The organism is Thermogutta hypogea, from assembly GCF_055386265.1.
This window is the reverse complement of record NZ_AP042425.1, coordinates 3,031,642-3,054,504: the sequence shown is the minus strand read 5'-3', so window position 1 is coordinate 3,054,504 and position 22,863 is coordinate 3,031,642. Positions and strand designations below refer to the sequence as shown.

18 protein-coding genes are annotated in these 22,863 nt (G+C 64.2%); 12 read left to right on the top strand and 6 right to left on the bottom strand.

Annotated elements, in window-relative coordinates; all coding sequences use genetic code 11:
- The first annotated feature begins 29 nt into the window (after positions 1–29).
- The 6 genes from coxB to ACZ5B4_RS10955 all read left to right on the top strand — a co-directional run bounded on the left by coxB (position 30) and on the right by ACZ5B4_RS10955 (position 6,491).
- A complete protein-coding gene (coxB, locus tag ACZ5B4_RS10980) occupies positions 30–1,202 on the top strand; it encodes a cytochrome c oxidase subunit II (protein WP_464911273.1) in 1,173 nt (390 codons plus the stop codon).
- A 75-nt stretch (positions 1,203–1,277) separates the two neighbouring features.
- Positions 1,278–3,110 (top strand): cytochrome c oxidase subunit I, encoded by a 1,833-nt coding sequence (locus ACZ5B4_RS10975; protein WP_464911272.1) that lies wholly within the window; start codon positions 1,278–1,280, stop codon positions 3,108–3,110.
- A 78-nt stretch (positions 3,111–3,188) separates the two neighbouring features.
- Positions 3,189–4,010: a cytochrome c oxidase subunit 3 family protein gene (locus ACZ5B4_RS10970; RefSeq protein WP_464911271.1), complete on the top strand. Its 822-nt coding sequence runs from the start codon at positions 3,189–3,191 to the stop codon at positions 4,008–4,010.
- Positions 4,011–4,085: 75 nt separating this feature from the next.
- The gene (locus ACZ5B4_RS10965; RefSeq protein WP_464911270.1) at positions 4,086–4,427 is read left to right on the top strand and encodes a cytochrome C oxidase subunit IV family protein; all 342 of its coding nucleotides are present in this window, start codon (positions 4,086–4,088) and stop codon (positions 4,425–4,427) included.
- 411 nt (positions 4,428–4,838) lie between these two features.
- The gene (locus ACZ5B4_RS10960) at positions 4,839–5,522 is read left to right on the top strand and encodes a glycosyltransferase family 2 protein (protein ID WP_464911269.1); all 684 of its coding nucleotides are present in this window, start codon (positions 4,839–4,841) and stop codon (positions 5,520–5,522) included.
- 12 nt (positions 5,523–5,534) lie between these two features.
- A complete protein-coding gene (locus tag ACZ5B4_RS10955; protein ID WP_464911268.1) occupies positions 5,535–6,491 on the top strand; it encodes an exonuclease/endonuclease/phosphatase family protein in 957 nt (318 codons plus the stop codon).
- Between the two features lie 47 nt (positions 6,492–6,538).
- On the opposite strand, the gene ACZ5B4_RS10950 is transcribed toward ACZ5B4_RS10955, so the two are convergent.
- From ACZ5B4_RS10950 to ACZ5B4_RS10940, 3 genes are all read right to left on the bottom strand, one after another.
- Positions 6,539–7,561, bottom strand: a complete 1,023-nt coding sequence (locus tag ACZ5B4_RS10950) for a ribonuclease H family protein (RefSeq protein WP_464911267.1) — start codon at positions 7,559–7,561, stop codon at positions 6,539–6,541.
- A gap of 60 nt (positions 7,562–7,621) precedes the next feature.
- Positions 7,622–8,605 carry a GSU2086 family protein gene (locus ACZ5B4_RS10945; RefSeq protein ID WP_464911266.1) on the bottom strand — a complete coding sequence of 328 codons (984 nt, stop codon included), beginning with the start codon at positions 8,603–8,605 and terminating at the stop codon, positions 7,622–7,624.
- 78 nt (positions 8,606–8,683) lie between these two features.
- Positions 8,684–9,571: an HAD family hydrolase gene (locus tag ACZ5B4_RS10940; protein WP_464911265.1), complete on the bottom strand. Its 888-nt coding sequence runs from the start codon at positions 9,569–9,571 to the stop codon at positions 8,684–8,686.
- Positions 9,572–9,876: 305 nt separating this feature from the next.
- Here ACZ5B4_RS10940 and ACZ5B4_RS10935 point away from each other — a divergent pair, with 305 nt between their 5' ends.
- The 3 genes from ACZ5B4_RS10935 (at position 9,877) to ACZ5B4_RS10925 (ending at position 13,428) form a co-directional block, all read left to right on the top strand.
- Entirely contained in the window at positions 9,877–10,851 is a 975-nt protein-coding gene (locus ACZ5B4_RS10935) for an aldolase catalytic domain-containing protein (RefSeq protein WP_464911264.1), read from the top strand.
- Positions 10,852–10,896: 45 nt separating this feature from the next.
- The gene (locus ACZ5B4_RS10930; RefSeq protein WP_464911263.1) at positions 10,897–11,046 is read left to right on the top strand and encodes a hypothetical protein; all 150 of its coding nucleotides are present in this window, start codon (positions 10,897–10,899) and stop codon (positions 11,044–11,046) included.
- Positions 11,047–11,301: 255 nt separating this feature from the next.
- Complete coding sequence (locus ACZ5B4_RS10925) at positions 11,302–13,428, top strand: serine/threonine-protein kinase (RefSeq protein WP_464911262.1); 2,127 nt, start codon at positions 11,302–11,304, stop codon at positions 13,426–13,428.
- Positions 13,429–13,494: 66 nt separating this feature from the next.
- Here ACZ5B4_RS10925 and ACZ5B4_RS10920 read toward each other — a convergent pair whose 3' ends face one another.
- From ACZ5B4_RS10920 to ACZ5B4_RS10910, 3 genes are all read right to left on the bottom strand, one after another.
- Positions 13,495–14,463, bottom strand: a complete 969-nt coding sequence (locus tag ACZ5B4_RS10920; protein WP_464911261.1) for an NAD-dependent epimerase/dehydratase family protein — start codon at positions 14,461–14,463, stop codon at positions 13,495–13,497.
- Between the two features lie 138 nt (positions 14,464–14,601).
- Positions 14,602–17,382 carry a DNA gyrase subunit A gene (gene gyrA / locus ACZ5B4_RS10915; RefSeq protein WP_464911260.1) on the bottom strand — a complete coding sequence of 927 codons (2,781 nt, stop codon included), beginning with the start codon at positions 17,380–17,382 and terminating at the stop codon, positions 14,602–14,604.
- A 330-nt stretch (positions 17,383–17,712) separates the two neighbouring features.
- Positions 17,713–19,176 carry an alpha-L-fucosidase gene (locus tag ACZ5B4_RS10910; RefSeq protein WP_464911259.1) on the bottom strand — a complete coding sequence of 488 codons (1,464 nt, stop codon included), beginning with the start codon at positions 19,174–19,176 and terminating at the stop codon, positions 17,713–17,715.
- A gap of 391 nt (positions 19,177–19,567) precedes the next feature.
- Here ACZ5B4_RS10910 and ACZ5B4_RS10905 point away from each other — a divergent pair, with 391 nt between their 5' ends.
- The 3 genes from ACZ5B4_RS10905 to ACZ5B4_RS10895 all read left to right on the top strand — a co-directional run bounded on the left by ACZ5B4_RS10905 (position 19,568) and on the right by ACZ5B4_RS10895 (position 22,848).
- Positions 19,568–20,566: a bile acid:sodium symporter family protein gene (locus ACZ5B4_RS10905; protein WP_464911258.1), complete on the top strand. Its 999-nt coding sequence runs from the start codon at positions 19,568–19,570 to the stop codon at positions 20,564–20,566.
- A gap of 245 nt (positions 20,567–20,811) precedes the next feature.
- Positions 20,812–21,804, top strand: coding sequence for an NADPH:quinone reductase (locus tag ACZ5B4_RS10900; RefSeq protein WP_464911257.1), 993 nt, complete (start codon positions 20,812–20,814; stop codon positions 21,802–21,804).
- Positions 21,805–21,966: 162 nt separating this feature from the next.
- Positions 21,967–22,848 carry a phytanoyl-CoA dioxygenase family protein gene (locus ACZ5B4_RS10895; RefSeq protein WP_464911256.1) on the top strand — a complete coding sequence of 294 codons (882 nt, stop codon included), beginning with the start codon at positions 21,967–21,969 and terminating at the stop codon, positions 22,846–22,848.
- Positions 22,849–22,863 lie beyond the last annotated feature (15 nt).

Genomic DNA, 22,863 nt, shown 5'->3' with positions numbered 1-22,863 from the left:
CATATGGGCAAGGGATTCTTCCGGCATCCATGAACCGTCAAGCATCATCGCAAAACGATCCTCATCCCGTGGGACCGGACCCGATCGCGGCAATTGTCGCTCCGGAGTTGCCGGATGTCGCAGCGGGCGAGAGAAGCGAAGGACGAGACACGGGGCGGCCGGCCCCGCGGTTCGTTTGGGCGCTCCCCTTGGCTCAGGCGGGCGGCAGCTTCTGGCTCCCCGATCCCGCCTCGACCACGGCCCATTACACCGATTATCTGTTCTACGCCATTTTCTACATCTCGGCCTTTTTCTTCGCCCTGATCGTCGTATTGATGACGGTCTTTCTGGTCCTCTATCGCCGTCGCGACTCGCGGACCAAGGCGGAGAAAGCCCCCAGCCACAATACGGCTTTGGAGCTGTTCTGGACGTTTGTGCCCCTCTGTATCGTCATTTATATTTTCGCGACCGGTTTCGTGGGCTATATGGAGATGCGAACCGCCCCTCCGGACGCCTACGAAATCCGCGTGACGGGCCAGAAGTGGAAATGGTTTTTCACCTATCCCACCGGCTATGTGGACGAGAATCTGCATGTGCCCATCGACCGGCCCGTGCGGTTAGTGATGACCAGCCGCGACGTGATCCACAGCCTGTTCATACCGGCGTTCCGTCTCAAAATGGACCTGGTTCCCGGGCGCTACACCAGCACCTGGTTCCATGCCGTGCGGCCGGGGGAATATCCCTTGCTCTGTGCGGAGTATTGCGGGGATAATCATTCCTCCATGCTCTCCACCGTGGTGGTGCACGAACCGGGGCGATTCGAGAAGTGGCTGGAGGAGGCATCCAACTTCATGAAGAATTTGTCGCCGGTGGAGGCGGGGCGGATTCTCTACCAGCGGCAAGGGTGCGCCCAGTGCCACTCCCTGGACGGCACGCGCAAGGTCGGTCCCAGTTTCAAGAACGTGTATGGCGAAGAGGTCCGATTCGCCGATGGCACTTCCGCCGTCGCGGATGAGAACTATCTGCGCGAATCGATCTTGGTCCCGGACGCCAAGATCGTGGCCGGCTATCCGCCGCAGATGCCGCCCTACCAGGGACTTTTGGATGAGGACAAGATCGCCGCGCTGATCGCCTTCATCAAGTCTTTGAGTGATGCCCATGCGGAGGATGCGAAGCAACCGGCGGAGGCTGATAAGAGCACTTCGCCCGAGGCTTCGCCGTAGTGCGTCGCCGGCGCGGCGTCCCGCGGCGGTACGAGTAGATTATTACCAACGATGCAAAGATACGAATAGAACGTCATGGATAGCCCTTCCTCGCGTCCCGTCGATTATTTGCATGCCGATCGCGGCATTTGGTCGTGGGTCTTCACGCTCGATCATAAGCGGATCGGGGTGATGTACTTGGTGGGCATCGTCGCCTCTCTGCTGCTGGGCGGGCTGTTCGCCCTGGCGATTCGCACGCACTTGGCGATCCCCGCTCTTATGCACGGCGGGACGCCCGCCGCGAAAGCCCCCGCGAGCGAAGAGCCGGCGGCGGTCGTGGCGCCGCAGGCGACGGCCGCTCCGGGCGACGCCGCCGCGGGACTGGCCGCCGAGGGCGAAGCGGCGACGGCCGCCAGTGCGGTTCAGGAAACGCCGCAACGCTACCTGCTGACCCCGCGCGAGTACAATCAAGTCTTCACGCTGCACGGCGCGATCATGACCTTCTTGGTGATTATCCCGGGCATCCCGGCCGCCTTGGGAAACTTCGTCCTGCCCTTGATGCTGGGGGCGAAGGACGTCGCCTTTCCGCGGCTCAATCTGGCCAGTTTCCACCTTTGGGTGATCGGCGCGGTGTTCTTTTTGGTCGTGCTCTTCACCGGCGGATTGGATACCGGCTGGACCTTCTACACGCCGTACAGCACGACCACCGACACGCGGGTCGTCACGGCGGCCTTGGGGGCCTTTATCCTGGGGTTCAGCTCCATCTTCACCGGCATCAATTTCATCGCCACGGTCCACATGCTGCGGGCACGCGGCATGAGCTGGTTCAAAATGCCCCTTTTCGTCTGGTCGTTGTACGCCACCGCGGTGATCCAGGTGTTGGCCACCCCCGTGCTCGGCATCACGCTGCTTTTGGTGGGCGCGGAGCGGATTTTCGGCCTGGGGATTTTCGACCCCAAGCTGGGCGGGGACCCCGTGCTCTTCCAGCACTTCTTCTGGTTCTATTCGCACCCGGCCGTATACATCATGATCTTGCCCGGCATGGGCGTGGTCAGCGAATTGATCTCCACCTTCAGCCGCAAGCACATTTTCGGCTATCGCTTCATCGCCTTTTCCAGCGTGGCGATCGCGCTGTTGGGTTTCTTGGTGTGGGGGCATCACATGTTTACCAGCGGCCAATCGCGCTTGGCCAGCATGATCTTCAGCGCCCTCACCTTCAGCGTTTCCATCCCGTCGGCGATCAAGGTCTTCAATTGGCTGGCGACCATGTATAAAGGTTCCATCTCGTTGCAGACCCCCATGTGTTACGCCCTGGCCTTTTTGTTCCTGTTCGGGATCGGCGGTTTGACCGGCCTGTTCCTGGGGGCCTTGAGCACGGACGTGCATCTGCACGACACCTATTTCGTGGTCGCGCACTTCCACTACGTGATGTTCGGCGGGACGCTGGTGGCGTTTTTGGGCGGGCTGCACTATTGGTGGCCCAAGATGACCGGCAAGATGTTCGACGAGACCTTGGGCCGGTTGGGAGCCTTGGCGATCTTCCTCGGCATGAACCTGACCTTCTTCCCGCAATTCGTGCTCGGCAGCCGCGGCATGCCCCGCCGCTATTTCGACTACTCATTGCTATTGGATCGCCACCCGGAATTCGCCGGTTTGAACGTACTCTCGACGGCGGGCGCGTTTTTGACCGGGTTGGGGTTCGTGATCGTGGCGATTTGCCTGGCGCACTCGTTGTGGCGCGGTCGTGCAGCGCCCGCCAATCCCTGGGGCGCGGCCACCTTGGAATGGCAGACGTCTTCGCCGCCGCCCAAGGAGAACTTCCTGCGGCCGCCCGTCCTCGGCGACGTTTACGACCCGTACTATTTGGATAATTTGGAATACGACGACAAGACCGGCGCCTACGAAGGGGTGCCTGTCGGTTTGGCCTGAACGGTGGGCGAATTCGAGCGACGATCATGCCGGTCGTCGCCCCAGGCGGACATTCCCGATTCGGATTGCGGATAGGCTATGAATAACGCGACTGTTTCGGCCCCCAACGAGGTTGCAGCGCAGAGCGAGCAGGGCCACCACGCTCACCCCGACTACGTCGCTCACCATTTCGACTCCGCCGAACAGCAGTTCAACGCGGGCAAGTTGGGCGTTTGGGTCTTCTTGCTCACCGAAATCCTGTTCTTCGGCGGGCTTTTCTGCGCCTATGCGGTCTATCGCGGCAATCATCCCGAGGTGTTCATCTACGCCCATCATTTTTTGGACAAGAACCTGGGGGCGTTGAACACGGCCGTCCTCATTTTCAGCAGCTTGACCATGGCCCTGGCCGTCCGTTCCGCACAATTGGAGCAACGCCGGGCCTTGGTGACATTCTTGATCGTCACGCTGTTGTGCGCCTTCGTCTTCCTGGGCGTGAAATACGTGGAATATCGCCAGAAGTGGGAGCACGGTCTTTTGTGGGCGGGACGCTATCACCCCGCCGTGCACGAATCGAGCCACGATTCGCCGGCGGCTTCGGGCGACAAGGGCGCGGCGGTCGCGACGCCGCCGAACGCCGGTGAGACGCCCTCCCTTGCCTCGGATTTGCCGACGGACGTGACTTCTTCCGAAGACGCACCGCGGCTGGTCGGGGTGTTCTTCAGCATTTACTTCGCCATGACCGGCCTGCACGCCTTGCACGTCATCGGCGGGATCGGGGCCATCACGTGGATCTTGGCTCGGGCCGTACGCGGCGAGTTCAACCGCTTCTATTTCGGTCCCGTCGATTATGTGGGGCTGTACTGGCACTTGGTCGATTTGGTTTGGATCTTTCTCTTCCCGCTGCTGTACTTGATCCATTGATGACGGGAGCGCAGGCGGCCATCGCAGGCGGAAATCAACCTACGGCAGTACCGAGCGCGGCGAGCAGGTGCAAGCATGAACACGGCGGCATCCGAGCATGGAGAAGGTTTCGGGCATGTGGTTCCCTTGGGGACGCTCCTGGGAGTTTTTGCCGCCCTGATTGCCTTGACCGTGCTTACGGTGGCGGCGACCTGGGTCGATCTGGGGGCGGCCAATTTGTTCATCGCGATGGGTATTGCCGCCGTCAAGGCGACGCTGGTGGCCCTGTATTTCATGCATCTCCGCTACGACCATCCCTTCAACGCGATGATTTTCGTCGTGGGTCTGCTCTTCCTCACGCTCTTTCTCGGTTTGACGCTGCTGGATACCAAGCAGTATCAGCCGGAAATTCAGGCCGCCGTGGAGAATCCCGTCTGAAACGGGTCGGCGGATTTCCACCTCCGCCCCGGCCTCCGTTTTCGGCCGGTTGAAGTTTTCTTGCTCTTCTTGCGGCCTCATGCTTCCATCCGGCGTCCCGGACGCAAGGTCCGGCCGGGACTGCGCGTCTGTCGGCGGGCGCCGTCACGCGGTTCGTAACGGCCGGCATCGGCACGGCCGTTCTTCGCCGAAAAGCCGGTGCCATGAGTGTCCCCGGCATAAGCGGCGCCAAGCGACGACGGGGAACTTGGGTCGATTCGGCCCGCGTGCAGCGACGAAAAGACGTCTGAGGAGCCGCCGTACGGTCCGGCGGGATTGCGCGTACGGAAGCGTTCTAAATCGGTCCTCGCATCTTGTGATGGAGCAGCGCGCGGTTCGCCTGCGCCTCTCCGCGGCAGAAGGAGCCTTCCGTTGTCGGTTGCCTTGTCGGTCCTGCTATCGTTTCGGAATTGTCAGGGGGTACTGGCCTCGCGCTTGCCCGAGCTGATCGAAATCCTGCCCGATCTGACGCCGAACTGGGAATTGATTCTCGTGGACGATGCCTCGCGCGACGCCTCGGCGGAGATTGCTGAGGAAACCGCGCGGCAATACCCGCAGGTCCGTTTGATCACACCTGCTCAGCCGCGGGGCAGGTTGGAGGCCTTGCGCACGGCCTTGCTCCACAGTCGCGGCGACTACGTGCTGATTCCGGTCCGCCAGTCGTGGACGGCCGGCGACGCCCTGCACAGGATGTGGGCGGCGAGACAGCACCTGCTGGTCTTGGGCGTCTCTGAGAATGCGGACGATCCTGGCGGGCACGACCACGAGATCGTTTTGGTGCAACGCCCGTTCGCCGGAACGATCCTTCCCTATTTGACGGAACCCGCCCGGATTCCGCTCTTGTTGGAGCGATTCGGCCGGGAATGCCGGATGGTGCGTCTCTTGCCGGGAGAGGAGCGCGCCTCGTTGTGGGAGGAGGCGCCCAGCTTTGCCGGGGTTTCCACGCGTTGCGATCCGCAGGAACGCATGATTCCGCCGCCGGCCGGCCAACGTCGGGTTCCTCGCGTTGCGCCCGCCCTGCTCCGCGGGCTGAAGGATTTCGCCCTGGGCGAGTGAAATGACGGGAACATGAGACCGCTTTACGGCTTGGTATTGCTTCTGGGCGGGATTACGGCTTCCTGGTTGCTGATTCCACGCCTGGTCGCCCGCGGGGTACTGCCGTTTCCCGCTTGGTCGGTCCCCGGGGCCGATAAGCATGGGGAGACCTCGGACTTGCCGACGGTCCCGGCCCTGCCGCCGCCCAAATCCCAGCCCGCGCTGCGGATTTGCAGTTGGAACGTCACGCCGTTGACGGAGGAGAAGCTGCTGAAGCCGGGCGTGGCCGCCGCCTTGGCCGCCGTGATTCGCGAATTCGACGTGACGGTCTTGCAGGGGGTGGAACTGCGGGATCGCGCCGTGATCGCGCGGCTGATGGACTACGTCAATCGCGATCGACCGGTCTTCAGTTATGCGACGCTGCCGGAGTCCCTCCGCGTGTCCGCCACGCGAGGCATCGTCTTCATCTTCGACCTATCGGGGGTGGAGATCGATCGGCGGACCGTACGGGTGGTGGACGATCCGTTGAAGCGGCTGCAATTCCTCCCCTTGACCGCGGCCTTCCGTGCCCGGGGAGTGCCGCCCGAGGAGGCCTTCACCTTTGCCCTGATCGGAGTCCAGGTGGACACGCTTCGCGCGAAGGAGGAGGCGGACTTGTTGGATGACGTGTTTCGCGCCGTGCGCGACGACGGCCGCGGCGAGGACGATATCCTCCTGGCCGGGTATTTCGGCGACGAGGCGCCTTTGCGTCGGGGGCCGGCGGGATTGGCCGACGTAGCTGCCGTGCCGGTGGATATTCCCACCACCGTGGACGGCAGGGGTGCCGTGGACGGTTTTTTCCTCGACCGTCGGGCGACGACCGAGTACACCGGCAAGCACGGCGTGATGGACCTGGTGCGGCAGTTCAAGATCTCGGCCGGTCAAGCCTCCCAAGTCGCCGATCATCTTCCCGTCTGGGCCGAATTCAGCACCCGCGAAGCCCTCCAGTAACACGGCGTCGCCCGGCCTTCGGGGGAGCGGGATCGTGACCGGCCCGCTCATTTCCGGCGCCGCACCCAATCCAAGGGGATGCCCAGCGCTGCGCGGGTCGCATCGATGGCTTGCAGCATGCGCCGGGCATCCTCCGGATAACCGGCCGTCGGGGCCAAGCCGGGGATGCGGGCCGCCCAGAAGCGGTTGATTGCCGCCATCGCCAATTCGCGCAGGTACTTCGCGATCAGGGAAGAGGCTGCGACCGGGAACAGGCGGTCGCCGCGGGCGGTGAAGCAGATTTCCCAGCCTTCGAACGGGCGACCGAGGCGATAACGGCTTTCGTCCCGGCCTTCTTGGATCACATCGATCCAATCCGGCGCCAAAGCCTCATAGAGGACGTCGAAATACCGATCGCGCCCGCCGTGCTTGTCGCAATGCACTCGGCCCGGATTGCCGTCGGCCTGCGACTCCATCAATTCCCGTGCTAAGGCCAACGTCTGAAGCGAAAGGATGCGGCCTTTCGATTCGTACTCGTCGACCAGCCGGTTGAATCGCGGCTCGCAGAGGACGCGGCAGCGGACGTCACGGAGCCGGACTCCGGACGTTGCGGCGGCGCGGCGAAGAGCCGCCGCCGAGGCGGCTACGGCGGCACGATCGGCTTCGTCGGCCGGCGGCAGCGGCAACGTGGTATGGTATTCGGCAAACCAAGGCAGTTCGGCGCAATCGGCGAAGCCGCGGCCGTCCAGGCGGCGAAAAAGTTCGCGCCATGTGTCGGCCTCGATGCCGCACTGTCGCAACAAGACCAGGGCGGAGTGTTCCAGGCGGCCCATTCCCTTGCCCGACTGATACACTTGCTTCGAGTCGCCGATTACGCAGGGCGGAGCGGAACCGTCGGGAACCGCCGCGCGGCCTCGGCGACCGGTTCGCGACGAAGGATCGACGACGGCGGGCGCGAGTCGGGAATACCAGGTGTCGAGCGCGGCCTCGGCGGGTGCCTGCCACAGCGTGGCGGTGATCACCAAGGGCCCCATGGCCGGGCCGTATCCCGCCTCGTCCGTTCCGATATAGTACCGCAGCGCGTTTGCCATGGAATCTTTCAGGGAGATCGGCCGAGTCTCGGACCGCGGATACGGCGCCCCCGCGAACCTTCACGGATCGCCGGAGGACGATTCCGCCGCGGCGAGGACGGCGTGGTACAAGGCGGGCACGGTCAGGCGATGTTCGCCTTGAATGTAGTGGCTCTCGCCGCCGTCGGCCACCGTACGGACCAAGACCGTCTTGTAGGGACGGTAATAATAGCGCGGATCCGTCTTGGGGACCTCGCGGGTGGTGTCCGACTCGATGGGGATGAGGTCGAAGACGGCCGTGGTGAAGTGCCTGATCTCGCGTCGTTCCTGCCGCGCCGCGTTGCGGCTCATGCTGAGGGCCTTGAGATACACCTCCGGTCCGGCGACGGCCGATCCGATGTTGAGGTACACCCCGCCCTCCAATTGCGAAACGCCATGACAGAAGATCAGGAAATCGTTGTCGGCGGCCTTGCCCGTCGCCGCCGGGTCGAAGTTGGGGTGTTCATGGATGATATCCTGGCCGAAGGCCACGTGGACCGTGACGGGCACTTGCAGGCGATAACCGGCGGCCAGTACGCTGATGTCGCGATGCGGGAAGGCCTCCGTCTCGATCATGCGGCCGATCGCTTCTCCCAGGCCGATGTCGTCTCGCGCGGCGTCCCGGGCGGCTTCGTTGATGCGGCCGGTCTCCCACCACAGCCCGAATTGCCCTTCCTTGATATACCGCGCCACGCTCTCCGTGGTGGCCCCGATCAGGGCGAACTCGAAATCGTGAATGGCACCGGCTCCGTTCAGGGCCAAATGCGTGATGCGGCCGCGACGCATCAGGTCGATCAGCAGCGGCCCGTTGCCCTGCCGCAGGACGTGGGCGCCGCAGAAGAAGATGACGGCGGCGCCTCGGCGGCGGGCCTCCACGATCCTCCGAGCCAAAATCGGAATGGAAGGATGCGCGAAGTCCGGCGGCGGATCCCCGGGGTGTTTTAGGCAAGACAGATCCAGATCGTGGATCCGCTCCGACAGCGGGCGAAGTTGCAAACGGCGACGGTCGAATCGTGGGAACGGCATGCAACGAGTTTCCGAATGCGGTGACGGGAACGGTACGGCCGTAGGGCCGATCGATCCGCGGGCGGCGGACCGGGCGACCTAGGCGTTCCACAGATAGTCTATGAGTTCGTGGCATTGACGATAGTCGGGGATGACCAGATCGGCCCCCGCTCGGATCAGACGATCTCGCTTCCAAGCGTCCACGCGGCCGTCGCGGAAGGCCTCGTCACTCGCCACGGCGACGGCGGTCCCTCCCGCCTCCTTGACGTTGACGATTTCCACGTAGCCGTCACCGAAGCCCAGCAGGCAATCGCCGGAGACGCCGTGTTCTCGCAAGGCGTCTTGGATCACCTTGGCCTTGGAAAAGCGGCGGTAGTCTTCCAAGGCCCCGAAAATACGGTGCTCGAAGTACCGATCCAGGCCGAGCAAGGCCGCCTCTTCGCGAACGTCCGGTTGATCCGTGCCGCTGGCGAGATACAGCTCCACGTCTCGTTGCCGAAGCAGGTCCAACAGCTCCAGCGACCCGGGGACGAGCCAGTCTTCGGGCCGGTAGCGACCGTTCCGCAAGCCCTCGCGGCGTTCCCCGATGCGCTGCATGAGGCGGCGGAGGTATTCCGCCTTGTACTGTTGCGGGTCCCGCGGCCGACCGCCGCGCTTCCGTACTTCTTCAGCCAGACGGATCATCTGGTAAATGGTCTGCTTACCGGTCAGTTCCGTAACGAAATCGCGAACGAGCGTTTCCAACGCTTGCCGGGAGTCGCGGGGGGCGGCCTCAAGGAGAATCTCCACCATCATGGGGATCATCACATCCTGCCAGCCCGCCCGAATCAGGCTGAGCGTCCCGTCGAAGTCGAAGAGAGCGGAGCGGAAAGCTGGCCCGCGGACGGGCGGGCGAACGATCTCGATGGCGGTACCGGGAAGAAACCGGGTATGAGCGGGTGCTTCGGCGAGGCTCCGGAAGTCCGGTTCTTCGTGCTCGTGAGGCATCGGCGTTTCCGTTCGGCGTGGGGAAAGGGGCGGAGGTTCTCCGGTACGATCCCCATTTTTGTGACACCAGGATTCTTCGGTTTATACGTACCGGGACCGGGCCGTGAATCGCCGCGGCGATCGGGCAAGAGGCTCTTCCCGTAAGATATGGTTGATTGACCGGAATTGAAAAGTAGGCGGCGCGAGAAAATCCGGGTAAACTACAGTGTTATCCGATTTTTACGCATTCCGCTTCGCAGCGGCGGTTCCCGTCGGGAACCGCGTTGCGGCAGAGAGGCCGAACCCGCAAACGGGAGGATGTTCGCGTGACCGCACCCTGGATTACCTATCGTCCCGAATTGAAGGTCTTGGACTGCACGATTCGCGACGGCGGCCTGATCAATGACCACCATTTTGCCGACGAATTCGTGAGGGCGGCCTACCACACCTGCGTCGAGGCCGGCGTGGACTACATGGAGCTGGGCTACAAGGCCTCCAAGCAGGTGTTCCAACGCGACCGCTTCGGCGCGTGGAAGTTCTGCGATGAGGACGACATCCGCCGCGTCGTCGGAGACAATCCCACGCCCTTGAAACTGGCCGCCATGATCGACGCCGGCAAGACCGATTGGCGGACCGACGTGCTCCCCAAGGACCGCAGCGTCTTCGACATGATGCGCGTGGCCTTCTACGTGCATCAAACGGTCGAGGCCTGCGAAATGATCAAGGATGCCTTCGATAAAGGCTACGAGGTTTCGGCGAATTTGATGGCGGTCTCGCGGGCCACGGAGACCGAAATCTCCCAGGCCTTGGAGCTTGTCGCCGAGACGCCGGCCCAGACCGTGGTCGTCGTGGATAGTTTCGGATCGCTGTACGCCGAGCAGATCGAGCGACTCGTCAAGCAGTATCTCAGTTACGTTAAGGATCGCGGCAAGGAAGTCGGCATCCATGCCCACAATAACCAGCAGTTGGCCTTCGCCAACACCATCGAGGCCGTGATCCATGGAGCGAATCGCGTGGATGCCACGATGGGCGGCCTGGGACGGGGCGCCGGCAACTGCCCGATGGAGCTGTTGCTGGGCTTTCTCCGCAACCCCAAATTCAAGCTCCGCCCCGTCTATCGATTCCTGCAAGACCATATCGAACGGCTCCGCCAAGAAGTGGAGTGGGGGCCGCTCGTGCAATACAACATCACGGGCCAATTGAATCTGCACCCGCGCAGTGCCATCCAGGCTCGGGGCAATCCCGAGACCCGCCTCCGCTACGTCGAGTTCTACGACCGCATTCTCAACGAAGAGTGCTAACGCAGCGGATGGCACGGGCATGCGCGGACAAGCGGAAAGCCGACCATGGGAATCATCCTGTTTTTCTTCGTGACGGGGCTGTTGAACTTCGCGGGCGGATTCGCCCTGGCGATGATGCTGGACTTCGGCCCACGATCGTGGGGAGAAGTTTTTTCCTGGTTCAGCACACGCTTGGAATCGATGAACAACAAGTAACAGTCGCGCACCGTACCCCCCGGAGGTGGTATTCTCTTCAGTCCGGCCTGCCCGAATCCTTACATTAGAGTGGGGCTACGGTGCGGCAAATGGGTAGCCGTCGCGAGCCGTTTGCTTCGTGCCATGGTTGCGGGGATGCTCGTTCATCTTCTATTCTGCTGTTGCTCGCGCGGTATCCGTCGAGGGTGGTGAGCCGGGCGGAGTTCGGCCGCAGTCCGATGATCGACGCGACGCGATTGACGGAGGATGTCGCTCATGGATATCCAGCAGCTCGGCCCTTATCGCGTCGTGCGGCGTCTTGGTCGCGGCGGGATGGGTGTGGTTTTCGAGGCGGTCCACGGCGAGACGGGCGAACCGGCGGCCGTCAAAATCCTGTCCCTGACCCTGGCCGAGGAAAGCGATTTCCGCAGCCGGTTCGAGTTGGAGATCGAGGCCCTTCGCAAGCTCCGCCATCCCAATATCGTTCGCTTGCTCGGTTTCGGCGAACAGGACGGCGTGCTCTTCTATGTGATGGAGTTGGTCCGCGGCAAGAGCCTGGAAGATGAGCTGCGCAGCGGCCGCCGCTTTACCTGGCGCGAGACGGCGGAGATCGGCATCCAGGTTTGCCGGGCTTTGAAGCACGCCCACGATCGCGGCATCATTCACCGCGACCTGAAGCCCGCCAACCTCCTCATCGCCGAGGACGGAAGCATCAAGCTGTCCGATTTCGGCATCGCGAGGCTTTTCGGCACGCAAGGGCAAACGGGGGCGGGCAGCGTGCTGGGCACCATCGAATACATGGCTCCCGAACAGGCTGACGCCTTGCCCGTGGGACCCAAGGCCGACTTATACAGCCTCGGCGCCGTGATGTACGCCCTCCTGACGGGACGGCCGCCCTTCAAGGTCCGTTCCTTTGCCGAGATCTTGCAGCTTCACCGGCACGCCACGCCGGACTCGGTTCGCTTGTACGCCCCCCAGGTCCCGGAAGAATTGGACCGCATTCTCCAGGAGTTGTTAGCCAAGGATCCGGACCGCCGGATCGCAACGGCCTCGCTGGTGGGGCGGCGCCTGCAAGCGATGCTGCACGCCTTGTCGCGAGAAGAGTCGCGGGCGGCCACCGCGGCCGCCTCCGATTTGATCGCCTTCGGCGTACCCGGCGAAGAGCGCGCCGAGGTGCCGTCTTCCAACCTCGCGGAAGCAGCGACGCGCGCCATCGACGGCGCGGCCGCCGTTCCGCCGCCGACTCCCACGGTGACGGCTCCTCGGGCCAAGGAAGAAGCGACGGACGGCCCGACGGCGGAAGTGTCAAAACCCGGCGTAGTCGGCACGCCCTCCATGTGGAACGAAACCCGGGAGACGGACGCCTTCGATTTGTATCCCGTCGCCCAATCTGCTCCCGCGGCGAAAGCGATGCCTAACGGAACGGCCGCCCCCCCGCCTGCCGCCCCGACGGACCGGCCGCCGAGCGCCGTAAGGGAGGAGCGTTCCGAGGGGAACGGTCTCGTCGCATCCACGGCGAAGAATGCCCGTTTCGTCACGGTCTCGCCGGATGAGCTGGATCGCGTGGAACCGCCGCCGTCGGCCCCGCGACCGCTAGTCTCGCTTCAGACTTGGGTCTTGGCGGCCGGCCTGCTCCTGCTTAGCGGCGTGATTTGGTACTTCTTGCAGCCGCCTACCGCCGACGCCCTCTACAATCGGATCCTGGTGCGAACGGAAAACGGGGCGACCGACCGGCTCTCCGCCGCGGAGGGGCTGATCGACGAGTTCCTGACGCGATTCCCCGGCGATTACCGCGCGGAGATCGTACGGGCATTTCAGCAGGAGATCGAATTGCAGCGTTTGGAGCGGCGGTTCGAGTTCGACGCGCGGCGGCGCGGGAGCGTCGTCGGCGCCATCCCCATCGAGCGCGATTACTTGGAGGCCGTTCGGTACGCCCAGCTCAACCCGGAGGAGGGGATACGCCGGCTGGAGGCGTTGCTGGCGCTGTACGGTCCGGACGCGCCGCCGCATGAAAACGCGGGGCCGGCCGGCGAGACGAGCGGAGCCGAAGAGACGGCCGAAACGAAGCCGCGTCTGCTCGACGGCGGCCCCTCGGCCCAGTGCCTGGAGTTGGCCCGGCGGCGTCTCGCTCGCATGCAAGACGATCTGCGGGATGTGATTCGGAATCAATCCGACTTGGTCCGAAAACGTCTGGATCAGGCCGACGAATTGCAGGCCGAGAACCCGGAGCAGGCCGATGCCATTCGCCGGGCCGTGATCGCGCTGTACCAAGAGAAGCCCTGGGCGGCGGAGTTGGTGGAACGGGCGCGCGGGGCGCTGAGCCGTTCGCGGGCGGGCGACGCAACGTCGGAGCGTGGGCCGGGCGAGGATGCTTTCCCGACGACCGCCGGACGAGGGCCGTAAGACGAGCCGCCGCGGGATGCCCGGCGACACGATGGGTCGCCGAACGATGGGTCGCCGACGGCACGTTCAACGCGGCGAGCCGGCCTGGAGAGTGCGCCAATACTCCCAGGTATCGCGGACCGTTTGCTCGATGCCGATTTCCGGTTGCCAACCCACCGCCGCGCGAATCTTCCCGATGTCGGCGATGGGATCGCATTTCCGGCCGGGTCGGATTTCATGCACGTTTCGCGCGGGGTCGGCCATCCGTCGCAGCAGGTCGAAGACGTCGCCGCTGCGGCGGGCCAGGCCCGACCCGACGTTGTACACTTCTCCCGGAGCGCCGCCTTTCACGAGCAGGCGATACGCCCGCACTACGTCGCGGACGTCGCTCAGGTCGATCCAGGCGTGAAGCGTATGGACGCGGATGGGATCGGCGCCGGCGGCGAATTGGGCGGCCCACTCGGGCAACATCATGCGCGGGGATTGCCGCGGTCCCGTATGGGGAAAGGCCCGCGCGATCACGACCGGAAGCCCGCTCTGACGCCAAGCCTCCAGTGCCAGCAGCTCGGCCTCGCGCTTGGTGCGACCATAACCGCGCCGCGGTGCGACGGGGTCGGCCTCGGAGTATTGCCGCGGTCGATCGCCGGACGAGGGATAGACGTAGCTGCTGCTGACGATCAGGACGCGGGGCGGTTCCGGCAGCTCGGCGGCCAGTCGCAGCAGTCGGGCCGTGCCCTGCACGTTCACCGCTTGGGCAACCGGAGAGACGGTCGCATCGCCGCAGTCCTCGGGCACGGAGATTGCGGCCAAGTGATAGATGGCTTGCGGTCGAAACTCTCGGAGAACCGCTCTCATGCCGCCGTCGTCGCACGACGCATCGGCCAAGTCCCAGACCACCAGGCGCGTGTGGCGGAGGATGTTGGGCAGCCCTGGGGATGGAACGACGGGGCGAGGCACCGCCCCCAGCAATTCGTCTCCCGCCGCCGCCAGGTGCTCGAGGAGAAAACCTCCCACAAAACCGTCGGCCCCGGTGATGAACGCCCTTTGACGCGGCATCGACGAATCCTTGCTGCTGCCAAAATCCGCGGGGACCGCCGGGTTTGCGACCCGATACCCTCTCGGCGTGCCGGGCAGGCGTGTGCTGCTGCGAGCGGACCGCCCGGCACGGTTGGGTTCCGCTTCGGTCGCGCGAGCCTATGCCACCGGAGCCGGTTCGTCGTCTTCGTCGGCCGGGATTCGCTTGACGGCCACCAACTCGTCGCCCTCGTCGAGACTCATCAGCCGCACGCCCATCGTGTTGCGCCCCGAGAGGCGAATTTCGTGGACGTGGATCCTCTGAATCTTGCCCAAGGCGGTCATCATCAAGACTTGGTCGCTCTCGTGGACGGCGACCACTCCCACCACCGGCCCGTTGCGTTCGCCGGTCTTGATATCTCGGATGCCTTTGCCCCCGCGCCGCTGGGTGCGGTAATAGAATTGCGAAGAGACCTCCTCGTCGCCCTCGTCCTCCACGTCTTCGGCGGAGGGTTCCTCCGGCACCGTCTCGGCAGCAAGGTCCTCGCTCTCCGGTTCGTCCGCGGGCGATTCGCCTCCGTTTTGACGGAGGTCCGCGTCGCCCTCCTCTTGCGGTTCGGCATTGGGACCGAACGGCGTCCGTTTGCCGTAACCCTTGGCGCAGACCGTCAGCAGGGCGGCCTCCGGATCCGCGACCACCACGCCGACGACTTGGTCGTTGCCCACCAGGGTAATTCCCTTGACGCCGGAGGCGTTGCGGCCCATGGGGCGCACGTCCGCCTGGGAAAAGCGAATGGCCATGCCCTTGGCCGTGGAAAGCACGATTTCATCGCCCTTGCGCGTGATGACGGCGCCGACCAGTTCGTCGCCCTCCCGCAGCTTGACGGCGATGATGCCGCCCTTCATGGGCCGGCCGTAGGCCGACAGCTCGGTCTTTTTCACCAATCCCCGGGCGGTGGCCACGAGCAGATAATGGTCCGGCAAGTGGAAGTCGCGGACGGGGCGGCAACTGGCCACCTTCTCGCCTTCATTTAAGTTGAGAAGATTGACGATGGCGCGGCCCTTGGCGTCGCGGGGCAGCTCCGGAAGCTCCCACACTTTCCGCCAATGGACCTTCCCCTGGTTGGTGAAGAACAACAGGTAATCGTGCGTGCCGGCCAGGAACAGGTGCTCGATGGGGTCCTCGTCGTCGGCCCGGGCGCCCTTCAAGCCTTTTCCGCCGCGCCGCTGGGCGCGGTAGGCCGTCACAGGCGTCCGTTTGATGTAGCCCGCCGAACTGATGGAAACCACCATCATCTCGTCCGGGATCAGGTCCTCCATGTCGAACTTGTCGGCTTCCTGGGCCACGATCTCGGTACGCCGCGCGTCGGCGAAGCGGCGCTTGATCTCCAATAGCTCTTCGCGAATGATGGCCAAAATGTTCCGCTCGTCGGAGAGGATGCGGAGATATTCGTTGATGTCGGCGAGCAGGCTGCGGTGCTCGTTGACCAGCTTCTCCTGCTCCAAATTGACCAGTTGGCCGAGCGTCATGCGCAGGATGGCATCGGCCTGAACGGGCGAGAGGGTGTAGCTTTCGGCCGTCCCCCGCTCCTCTTGGAATTGGCGGAATCCCTCCTCGCCCAAGGCGCGGGCGAGCATCGCCGCCGGGCAGGCGATTTGCATCAGCCGTTCCTTGGCCTCGGCCTGCGTTTGCGACGTCCGCACCACCCGGATGACCTCGTCGATGTTCGCCAACGCCAGCAGCAGGCCTTCGATGGTGTGCTTTCGCTGCCGTGCCCGTTGCAGCAGGAATTGCGTGCGGCGGCGAATCACCGCCACCCGGTGCCGCAGGAATTCCTGCAACATCTCCTTGAACGTCAAAAGCCGCGGCTTACCGTCCACCAAGGCCAACAGGTTGATGGAATAGCGGGTTTGCAGCTCGGAATACTCGTAGAGCTGGTTGAGCACGATCTCGGGATCGGCGTCGCGCTTCAACTCCAGAACCAGCCGGACCGGCTCCTTGAGATCGCTCTCGTTGCGGATGTTGGAAATGCCGGGGATCTTGCCGTCGGTGACCAGTTTGGCCAGATTCTCTTCGACGGAGTCGCGCTGCTTTTGGTAGGGGATTTCGTGGACGACGATGCGGAATCGGCCGGGACGGTGCTCCTCGATCTCCGCCCGCGCGCGAATCGTGATCCCGCCGTGCCCCGTCCGGTAGGCATGGCGAATGCCGCTCTTTCCGCAGATGATGCCGCCGGTCGGGAAGTCCGGGCCGGGCACGATTTCCATCAGTTCGTCGATGGTCACGTCGGGGTCGTCGATCAGCCGTACCAGGGCATCGCATATTTCGCCCAGGTTGTGGGGCGGAATGTCGGTCGACATGCCCACCGCAATCCCCGTCGCTCCGTTGACCAGCAGATTGGGGAACTTGGAGGGGAGGACGGACGGCTCGGTATGCCGCTCGTCGTAGGTGGGGATGAAGTCCACCGTATCGAGCTTGAGGTCCTCCAGCATCATCGCCGCGAAGTGCGAGAGCCGGGCCTCGGTGTACCGCATGGCCGCCGCCGGCAAGCCCGCGATCGAGCCGAAATTCCCCTGCTTATCCACCAGGACGTAGCGCATGTTCCATTCCTGGGCCATGCGCACCAACGTCGGGTAGATCACGCTTTCGCCGTGCGGGTGGTAATTGCCGCTGGTGTCGCCGCAGATTTTGGCGCATTTGACGCGGGCGGCGCCGGGCGTGAGGTTCAGGTCGTTCATCGCGACCAGAATCCGCCGCTGCGACGGTTTCAAGCCGTCGCGGACATCCGGCAAGGCCCGGGCCACGATCACGCTCATGGCGTACGTCAGGTAGCTGCTCTTCAGCTCATCCTCGATGGCCAGAGCTACGACCCGACTGCCGGAGAAAGAGTCGGCCTCTTCACCCGCGCCGGAAGGGTTACCGTTCTCCGGGATAGGGGGATTTTCTGCGTCGTCGGACAACGCAAGTTCCTCTCAATGCAAGGCTAGCAAGGCACCTGGGATTCGCTCGGGAACGGCCGCTTGCAACAACGGCGATTCCCGGCCGTGACAAGCCCTGCATTTTAGCGGCTTTCGGTCCGTGACGCAATCGCCACCCGGCCCGAAAACAGCGCCGTAAGTTGTTGTTAAGATTATATTTGCGGCTCGATTTCCGGCGTATGGCAGCCGGTCCGAGGAGACCCGCCGACAGGCCGCCGCGCAAAGTCGATCGGACGAAGGGGCGGCAACGGTGTGCGGGCCGTACGGCGGACCCGTTGCCGGGGAGCGCGGTTCGTTTTGCGGCCGCAAGGGTCACTGCGGCGTGAGGAACAGGCCGAATTCGGAGATGGCCGGACAAGCCGCCGCTTTGGTAATGCGGAGCCGGACTTTGGACGTGGTGATGGCCGGCGTTCGAAGCAAACGCTGGTTGCCGATACTGGTCGCCGAGGCAAACTCTCGCCAATCCTCGCCGTCCCACCAATCCACGGCGAAGGCGTCGACCCGTTGGCCCAGCGGCAAGTACTCGCGGACCCGGACCACGTTGAAGGCGGTGTATTGCGGCAGTTCCAGCACCAGCTCCGCGGCGGCCACGTCGTCGTCGGTCGCCCAGTAGGTCGAGCGGTCGCCGTCCACGGCGTTGCGAGGTGCGAACCGGTCGTCGCCGCCCCGCATAGCGCCGGAGGCCTTGGCGCCGCGGGCGAAGTCCACGGCGAACGTGCCGTCCAGCACTTCCCGCCACTCTTTTAGTACCCGGGCGTCGTTTTCATGGATTCGGCCGCGGGGGTCGGGCGGGATGTTGAGCAGCAAGTTGCAGCCGCGTCCCACGGAGGCGAAGTAGATGTCCAGGAGCTTTTCCACCGTTTTCACGGCATCGTCTTGCGAGGCGTGGTAGAACCATCCGGGACGAATCGAGACATCCACTTCGGCGGGACGCCAGACATCGCCGTCGCGGACGCCGACGTTGAGGACGGCGGGATCGGCGGCACCGGGCACGGCCTCGCCGCTTCGCACGGTCGCCCAGCAAGTCTCGCCCGCGTAGCCCGCCTCGTTGCCGACCCAACGCACGTCCGGCCCGGCGTCGCTGAACATGCAGGCCTCCGGTTGCAACTCCCGCACGATGCTCCAGGTACGGTCCCAGTCATAATAGGTGCGATTGTCGATGCGGCGGACGGTTCGGGCGCCGCCGTAGTAGCCGTCGCCGCCGTTGGCGCCGTCGAACCAGACCTCGAAGATCGGGCCGTAGTTCGTCAGCAGCTCGCGGAGCTGGTTGCGATAGTACGTCAAATAGGCGGGCGTTCCGTAGTCCTTGTGGTTCCGATCCCAGGGCGAAAGGTACACGCCGAACAGCAGCCCGTGCCGGCGGCAGGCCTCGGAGATCGCCTGGACCACGTCGCCTCGGCCGTCTTGCCAACGGCTATTCTTGACGGAGTGCTCGGTGTACCGGCTGGGCCAAAGGCAATAGCCGTCGTGATGCTTGGCCGTGAGGATCAGTCCCCGCATCCCGGCCGCCTTCGCCACGGAGACGATCTGATCGGCGTCGAAGTCGGTGGGATGGAAGATCGTCTCCGCTTCGTCGCCGTAGCCCCATTCTTTGTCGGTGAACGTGTTCGGCCCGAAGTGCAAGAAGCCGTACACTTCCAACTCGTGCCAGCGGAGTTGCCGGGGACTGGGGACGGGGCCGTACGGCTTGGGCGGATCGGCCGCGGTGACGCTCGCAGCCAACGCCGGCGCCAGGCAGAGCGCCACGCAAAGAGATACGGGGGCCGGGCATTTCATGGCACGGTTTCCTGTTTCTGACGGTTGCGGATTCAAGCGCGGAGCGCGGCGGTGATCCCGGCGGAATTTGTCGGCGGGGCGCCGCGAGCATTGGGGTCTTGATTCTACCCCACGGCCGAGGCTTCACGCTACCCGGCCGATCGGCATGCGGGGACGCCGTCGAAGGCGAACGGCGGCTGCCCGGCGCGGGCCGTGACGGTCTTGTCGGCGAGGGAAGGGGGGATGGCCTGGCCGCTCACCTGCCCCGCGTCGCACGGCATGCTATGATGGTCCGCTGCGGTCGGCGGTGCCGGCGGACGGTGTTCGCCGAGCCCCGCAGGCAAGGGAATGGTTGGCTAGCAGTCCAAAGGAATGGTTGGCGAGCAGTCGCGGAGTAGGCGGGAGATTCGGCGTGCCGGAGTCGCAAATCACGAGGGTCGTGCGCGTTTTCGGTCGAATCTTGGAACGCGGCTTGATCGTGTGGCTTGTCGCGCTCTGTGCCGTGGCCTTCATTTGGCCGCGGCTCCCCGTTGCAACCTGGGGAGATCCGTTCGTCGCTTCCAAGGATCATCTCCGCTGGTGGATCGCCGCCACCATGTTGGCCATCGGATCGCTCTTGCCGCAAAGCGCGTGGATGGAGGTCGTCCGGCGCTGGCCTTGGGTATTGTTCGGGACGGCCGTGCAGTACGGAACCATGCCGCTGTTGGCTTACGTGGTGGGGCGCGGCCTGTCCTTGGAAGGGCCGTTTCTGATCGGTGTGTTGATGGTGGGCTGCGTGCCCGGCGCCATGGCTTCCAATGTGTGCACCCTTTTGGCGCGGGGGCACGTGAGCTACTCCGTCAGTCTGACGACCAGCGCTACGCTGTTATCGCCGCTGGTGGTGCCGGCGGCGATGTGGCTGACGGTAGGCCGGGTCGCGCCCTTTCCCGTGGTGGGAACGGGAGTGGAATTGCTGACGACGGTCGTGTTGCCCGTCGCCTTGGGATCGCTTCTCGCTCACGCCTCGACCCATTGGCGGAGGTCGGCGGAATTGCTGGGCGGCCCGGTCGCCCATGTCGCCATTCTCTGGATTATCGCGGTGGTGACGGCCATCAACCGTGACCGATTGGAGCAGGTGACTCTGCCGCTGGCGGCGGCCTTGCCGGCGATCAATTTCGGCGGCTATCTGGCAGGGTGGTCGGCGGGTCGGGCCGTGGGAATGCCGCCGTCCATGCGACGGGCTTTGACCCTGGAAATCGGCATGCAAAACGCCGGCCTGGGCACGGTGCTGACGCTGCAACTGTTTCCCGACATGCCCCAGGCCGCCATCCCCTGCGCGTGCTACACGTTCCTATGCATGTTTACCGGCACGGCGCTGGCGCGGTATTGGGGCGGACGCGAACTCGGCGAAGGTCCTACGGTTCAAGCCTGACCATTTTCCGCCAGGCGCGGAGGCAGCGCGTATAATGCGGACGCGGCGCGTATAATATCGGCAATCCAACGAGGCTCCGCGGCGGGTCGGTCGGCATCGTCCCTTTGGGCTTGAAGCGAGGGAGGTGTGCGAGCCGTTGTATCGCCCGCGAGAGGAACTGGATTCTCCTAGACGATGGAGCGTGCCCCTCCGCCGATAACCAAGAATAGAAACCTCGCAGTGCAAATCCAGGAGGTCCTTGGAACATGAAAGCCGCCTATATCGAGCAGCCCGGTCCCCCGGAAGTCATTCGTTACGGTGACTTGCCGAAGCCGTCTCCGGTCGGCAAACAGGTTCTGATCCGGGTGGGGGCGGTGTCGGTGAATCCCATCGATACGTACCTGCGGGCCGGAACGGTGCCCATGCCGTTGCCGCAACCCTACATTTTGGGTTGCGATGTGGCGGGCACGGTGGAGGCCGTGGGGCCGGAAGTCACCCGCTTTCGTCCCGGCGAACGCGTGTGGGGATCGAACCAGGGACTTTTGGGGCGGCAAGGGACGTTCGCGGAATACGCCGTTGCGGATGAGGAATGGTTGTATCCCACCCCTTATGAAGTTTCGGATCGCGAGGCGGCGGCCCTCGCGTTGGTCGGCATCACGGCTCATCTGGGACTGTTTCGCGATGCGCGGTTGCAAGCGGGCGAGACGCTGTACGTTCACGGCGGGGCGGGCGGGGTCGGTTCGTGCGTCGTGCAGATGGCCAAGATCGTCGGCGCCCGAGTGATTACCTCCGCCGGTAGCCCGACGAAAGCCGAATTGTGCCGCCAATTGGGGGCCGATGAGGTCGTGCTCTACCGCGAAGAAGATGAGGCCGAGGCCTTGCGCAGGCTGGCTCCCAACGGAATCGACGTTTGGTTCGAGACGTTGCGGGAGCAGGATTTCGAATTGATCGTGCCGATGATGGCCCCGCGCGGGCGGATCGTTATCATGGCGGGACGCGATTCCAAACCGATCTTCCCGGTCGGCCCGTTCTACGTCAAGGACTGCAAGATGTTCGGTTTCGCCATGTTCAACGCCTCACCCGTCGAACAGCAGCACTGTGCCGGCGACATCAATCGCTGGCTGTCGGAGGGCAAGCTGCGGGCCGTGATCGGAAAGTCCCTCAAGCTCCACCAGGCAGCCGAGGCCCATCGCATCCAGGAGGAAAACACGCTGGGCGGCCGGGGCGATTTGACGGGCAAAATCGTGTTGGAGCCGTGATTCCGGCGGCCCGCCGGCGGCTTGACGATCGAGTCGGGGCCTCTAGAATTCCCGCGTCATCCGGCGTCACGATTTCGCTTCGCCGCGGCAGAGCGAGCGTGCGATGCGCCGGCGCGATCACACGGCCGCTGGGAGGCCGTCTGCTTTTGGAGGTGCTCCGCCATGGTGGAAGATCTGTCGTTGCGTCACGAGCCGGTGGGAAGCCTGTTTCCGCGGCCCGCCTCGCGCGAGGAGTGGGAGCAATACAAGCTGTCTCCGGAACAAATCGAGGCCTTCCGTCGTGACGGGTTCGTGACCGGCATCCGCCTGCTCAACGACGAGCAGGTGGAGGTTTTGCGGAAGGAGTTGGAGGAGTTGTCGGACCCCGAACACCCCGGCCACTCCCTCTTCTACGAGTTCCATTCCAACGAGTCGCGCGACCCGAACACGGTGCTGTTTCACGCCCTGGGCGCCTGGCGGATCGCGCCCGGTCTGCACGACGTGCTGTGGAATCCCGCGTTCTTGGTGCCTGCCTCTCAGTTGCTGGGGGGCCCGGTGCGGTTTTGGCACGACCAAATCTTTTGGAAACCGCCGCGGCACGGGGGCGTGGTGGCATGGCATCAGGATTACTCGTACTGGACGCGGACCCAACCCATGGCCCACTTGACGTGCTGGATCGGCCTGGATGATGCCACGGTGGACAACGGTTGCCTGCACTACGTTCCGGGAAGTCACCGCTGGCCGCTTTTGCCGATTACCGGACTGGCGGGAGACATGGAGGCCATCCAAAGCGTGCTGACACCGGAGCAGAAGGCCGCCTTTCGGCCCGTTACCGCCGAGTTGAAGCAGGGCTACGCCGCCTTTCACGACGGCATGACGGTGCACGGTTCGTACGAGAACCGGACGGACCGCCCGCGCCGCGCGGTGGTGATCAACGTCTTTCGCGACGGTGTGCGTTCCGCTTCGAATCGGCCGCATCTGGTGGGCGTACCGCCGATTCCCGAAGGCGAACCGATGGGTGGGCAATTCTTCCCCCTCCTTTTCGATCCCGATCACCCGGCTTGAATCGCTTCGCGGGCG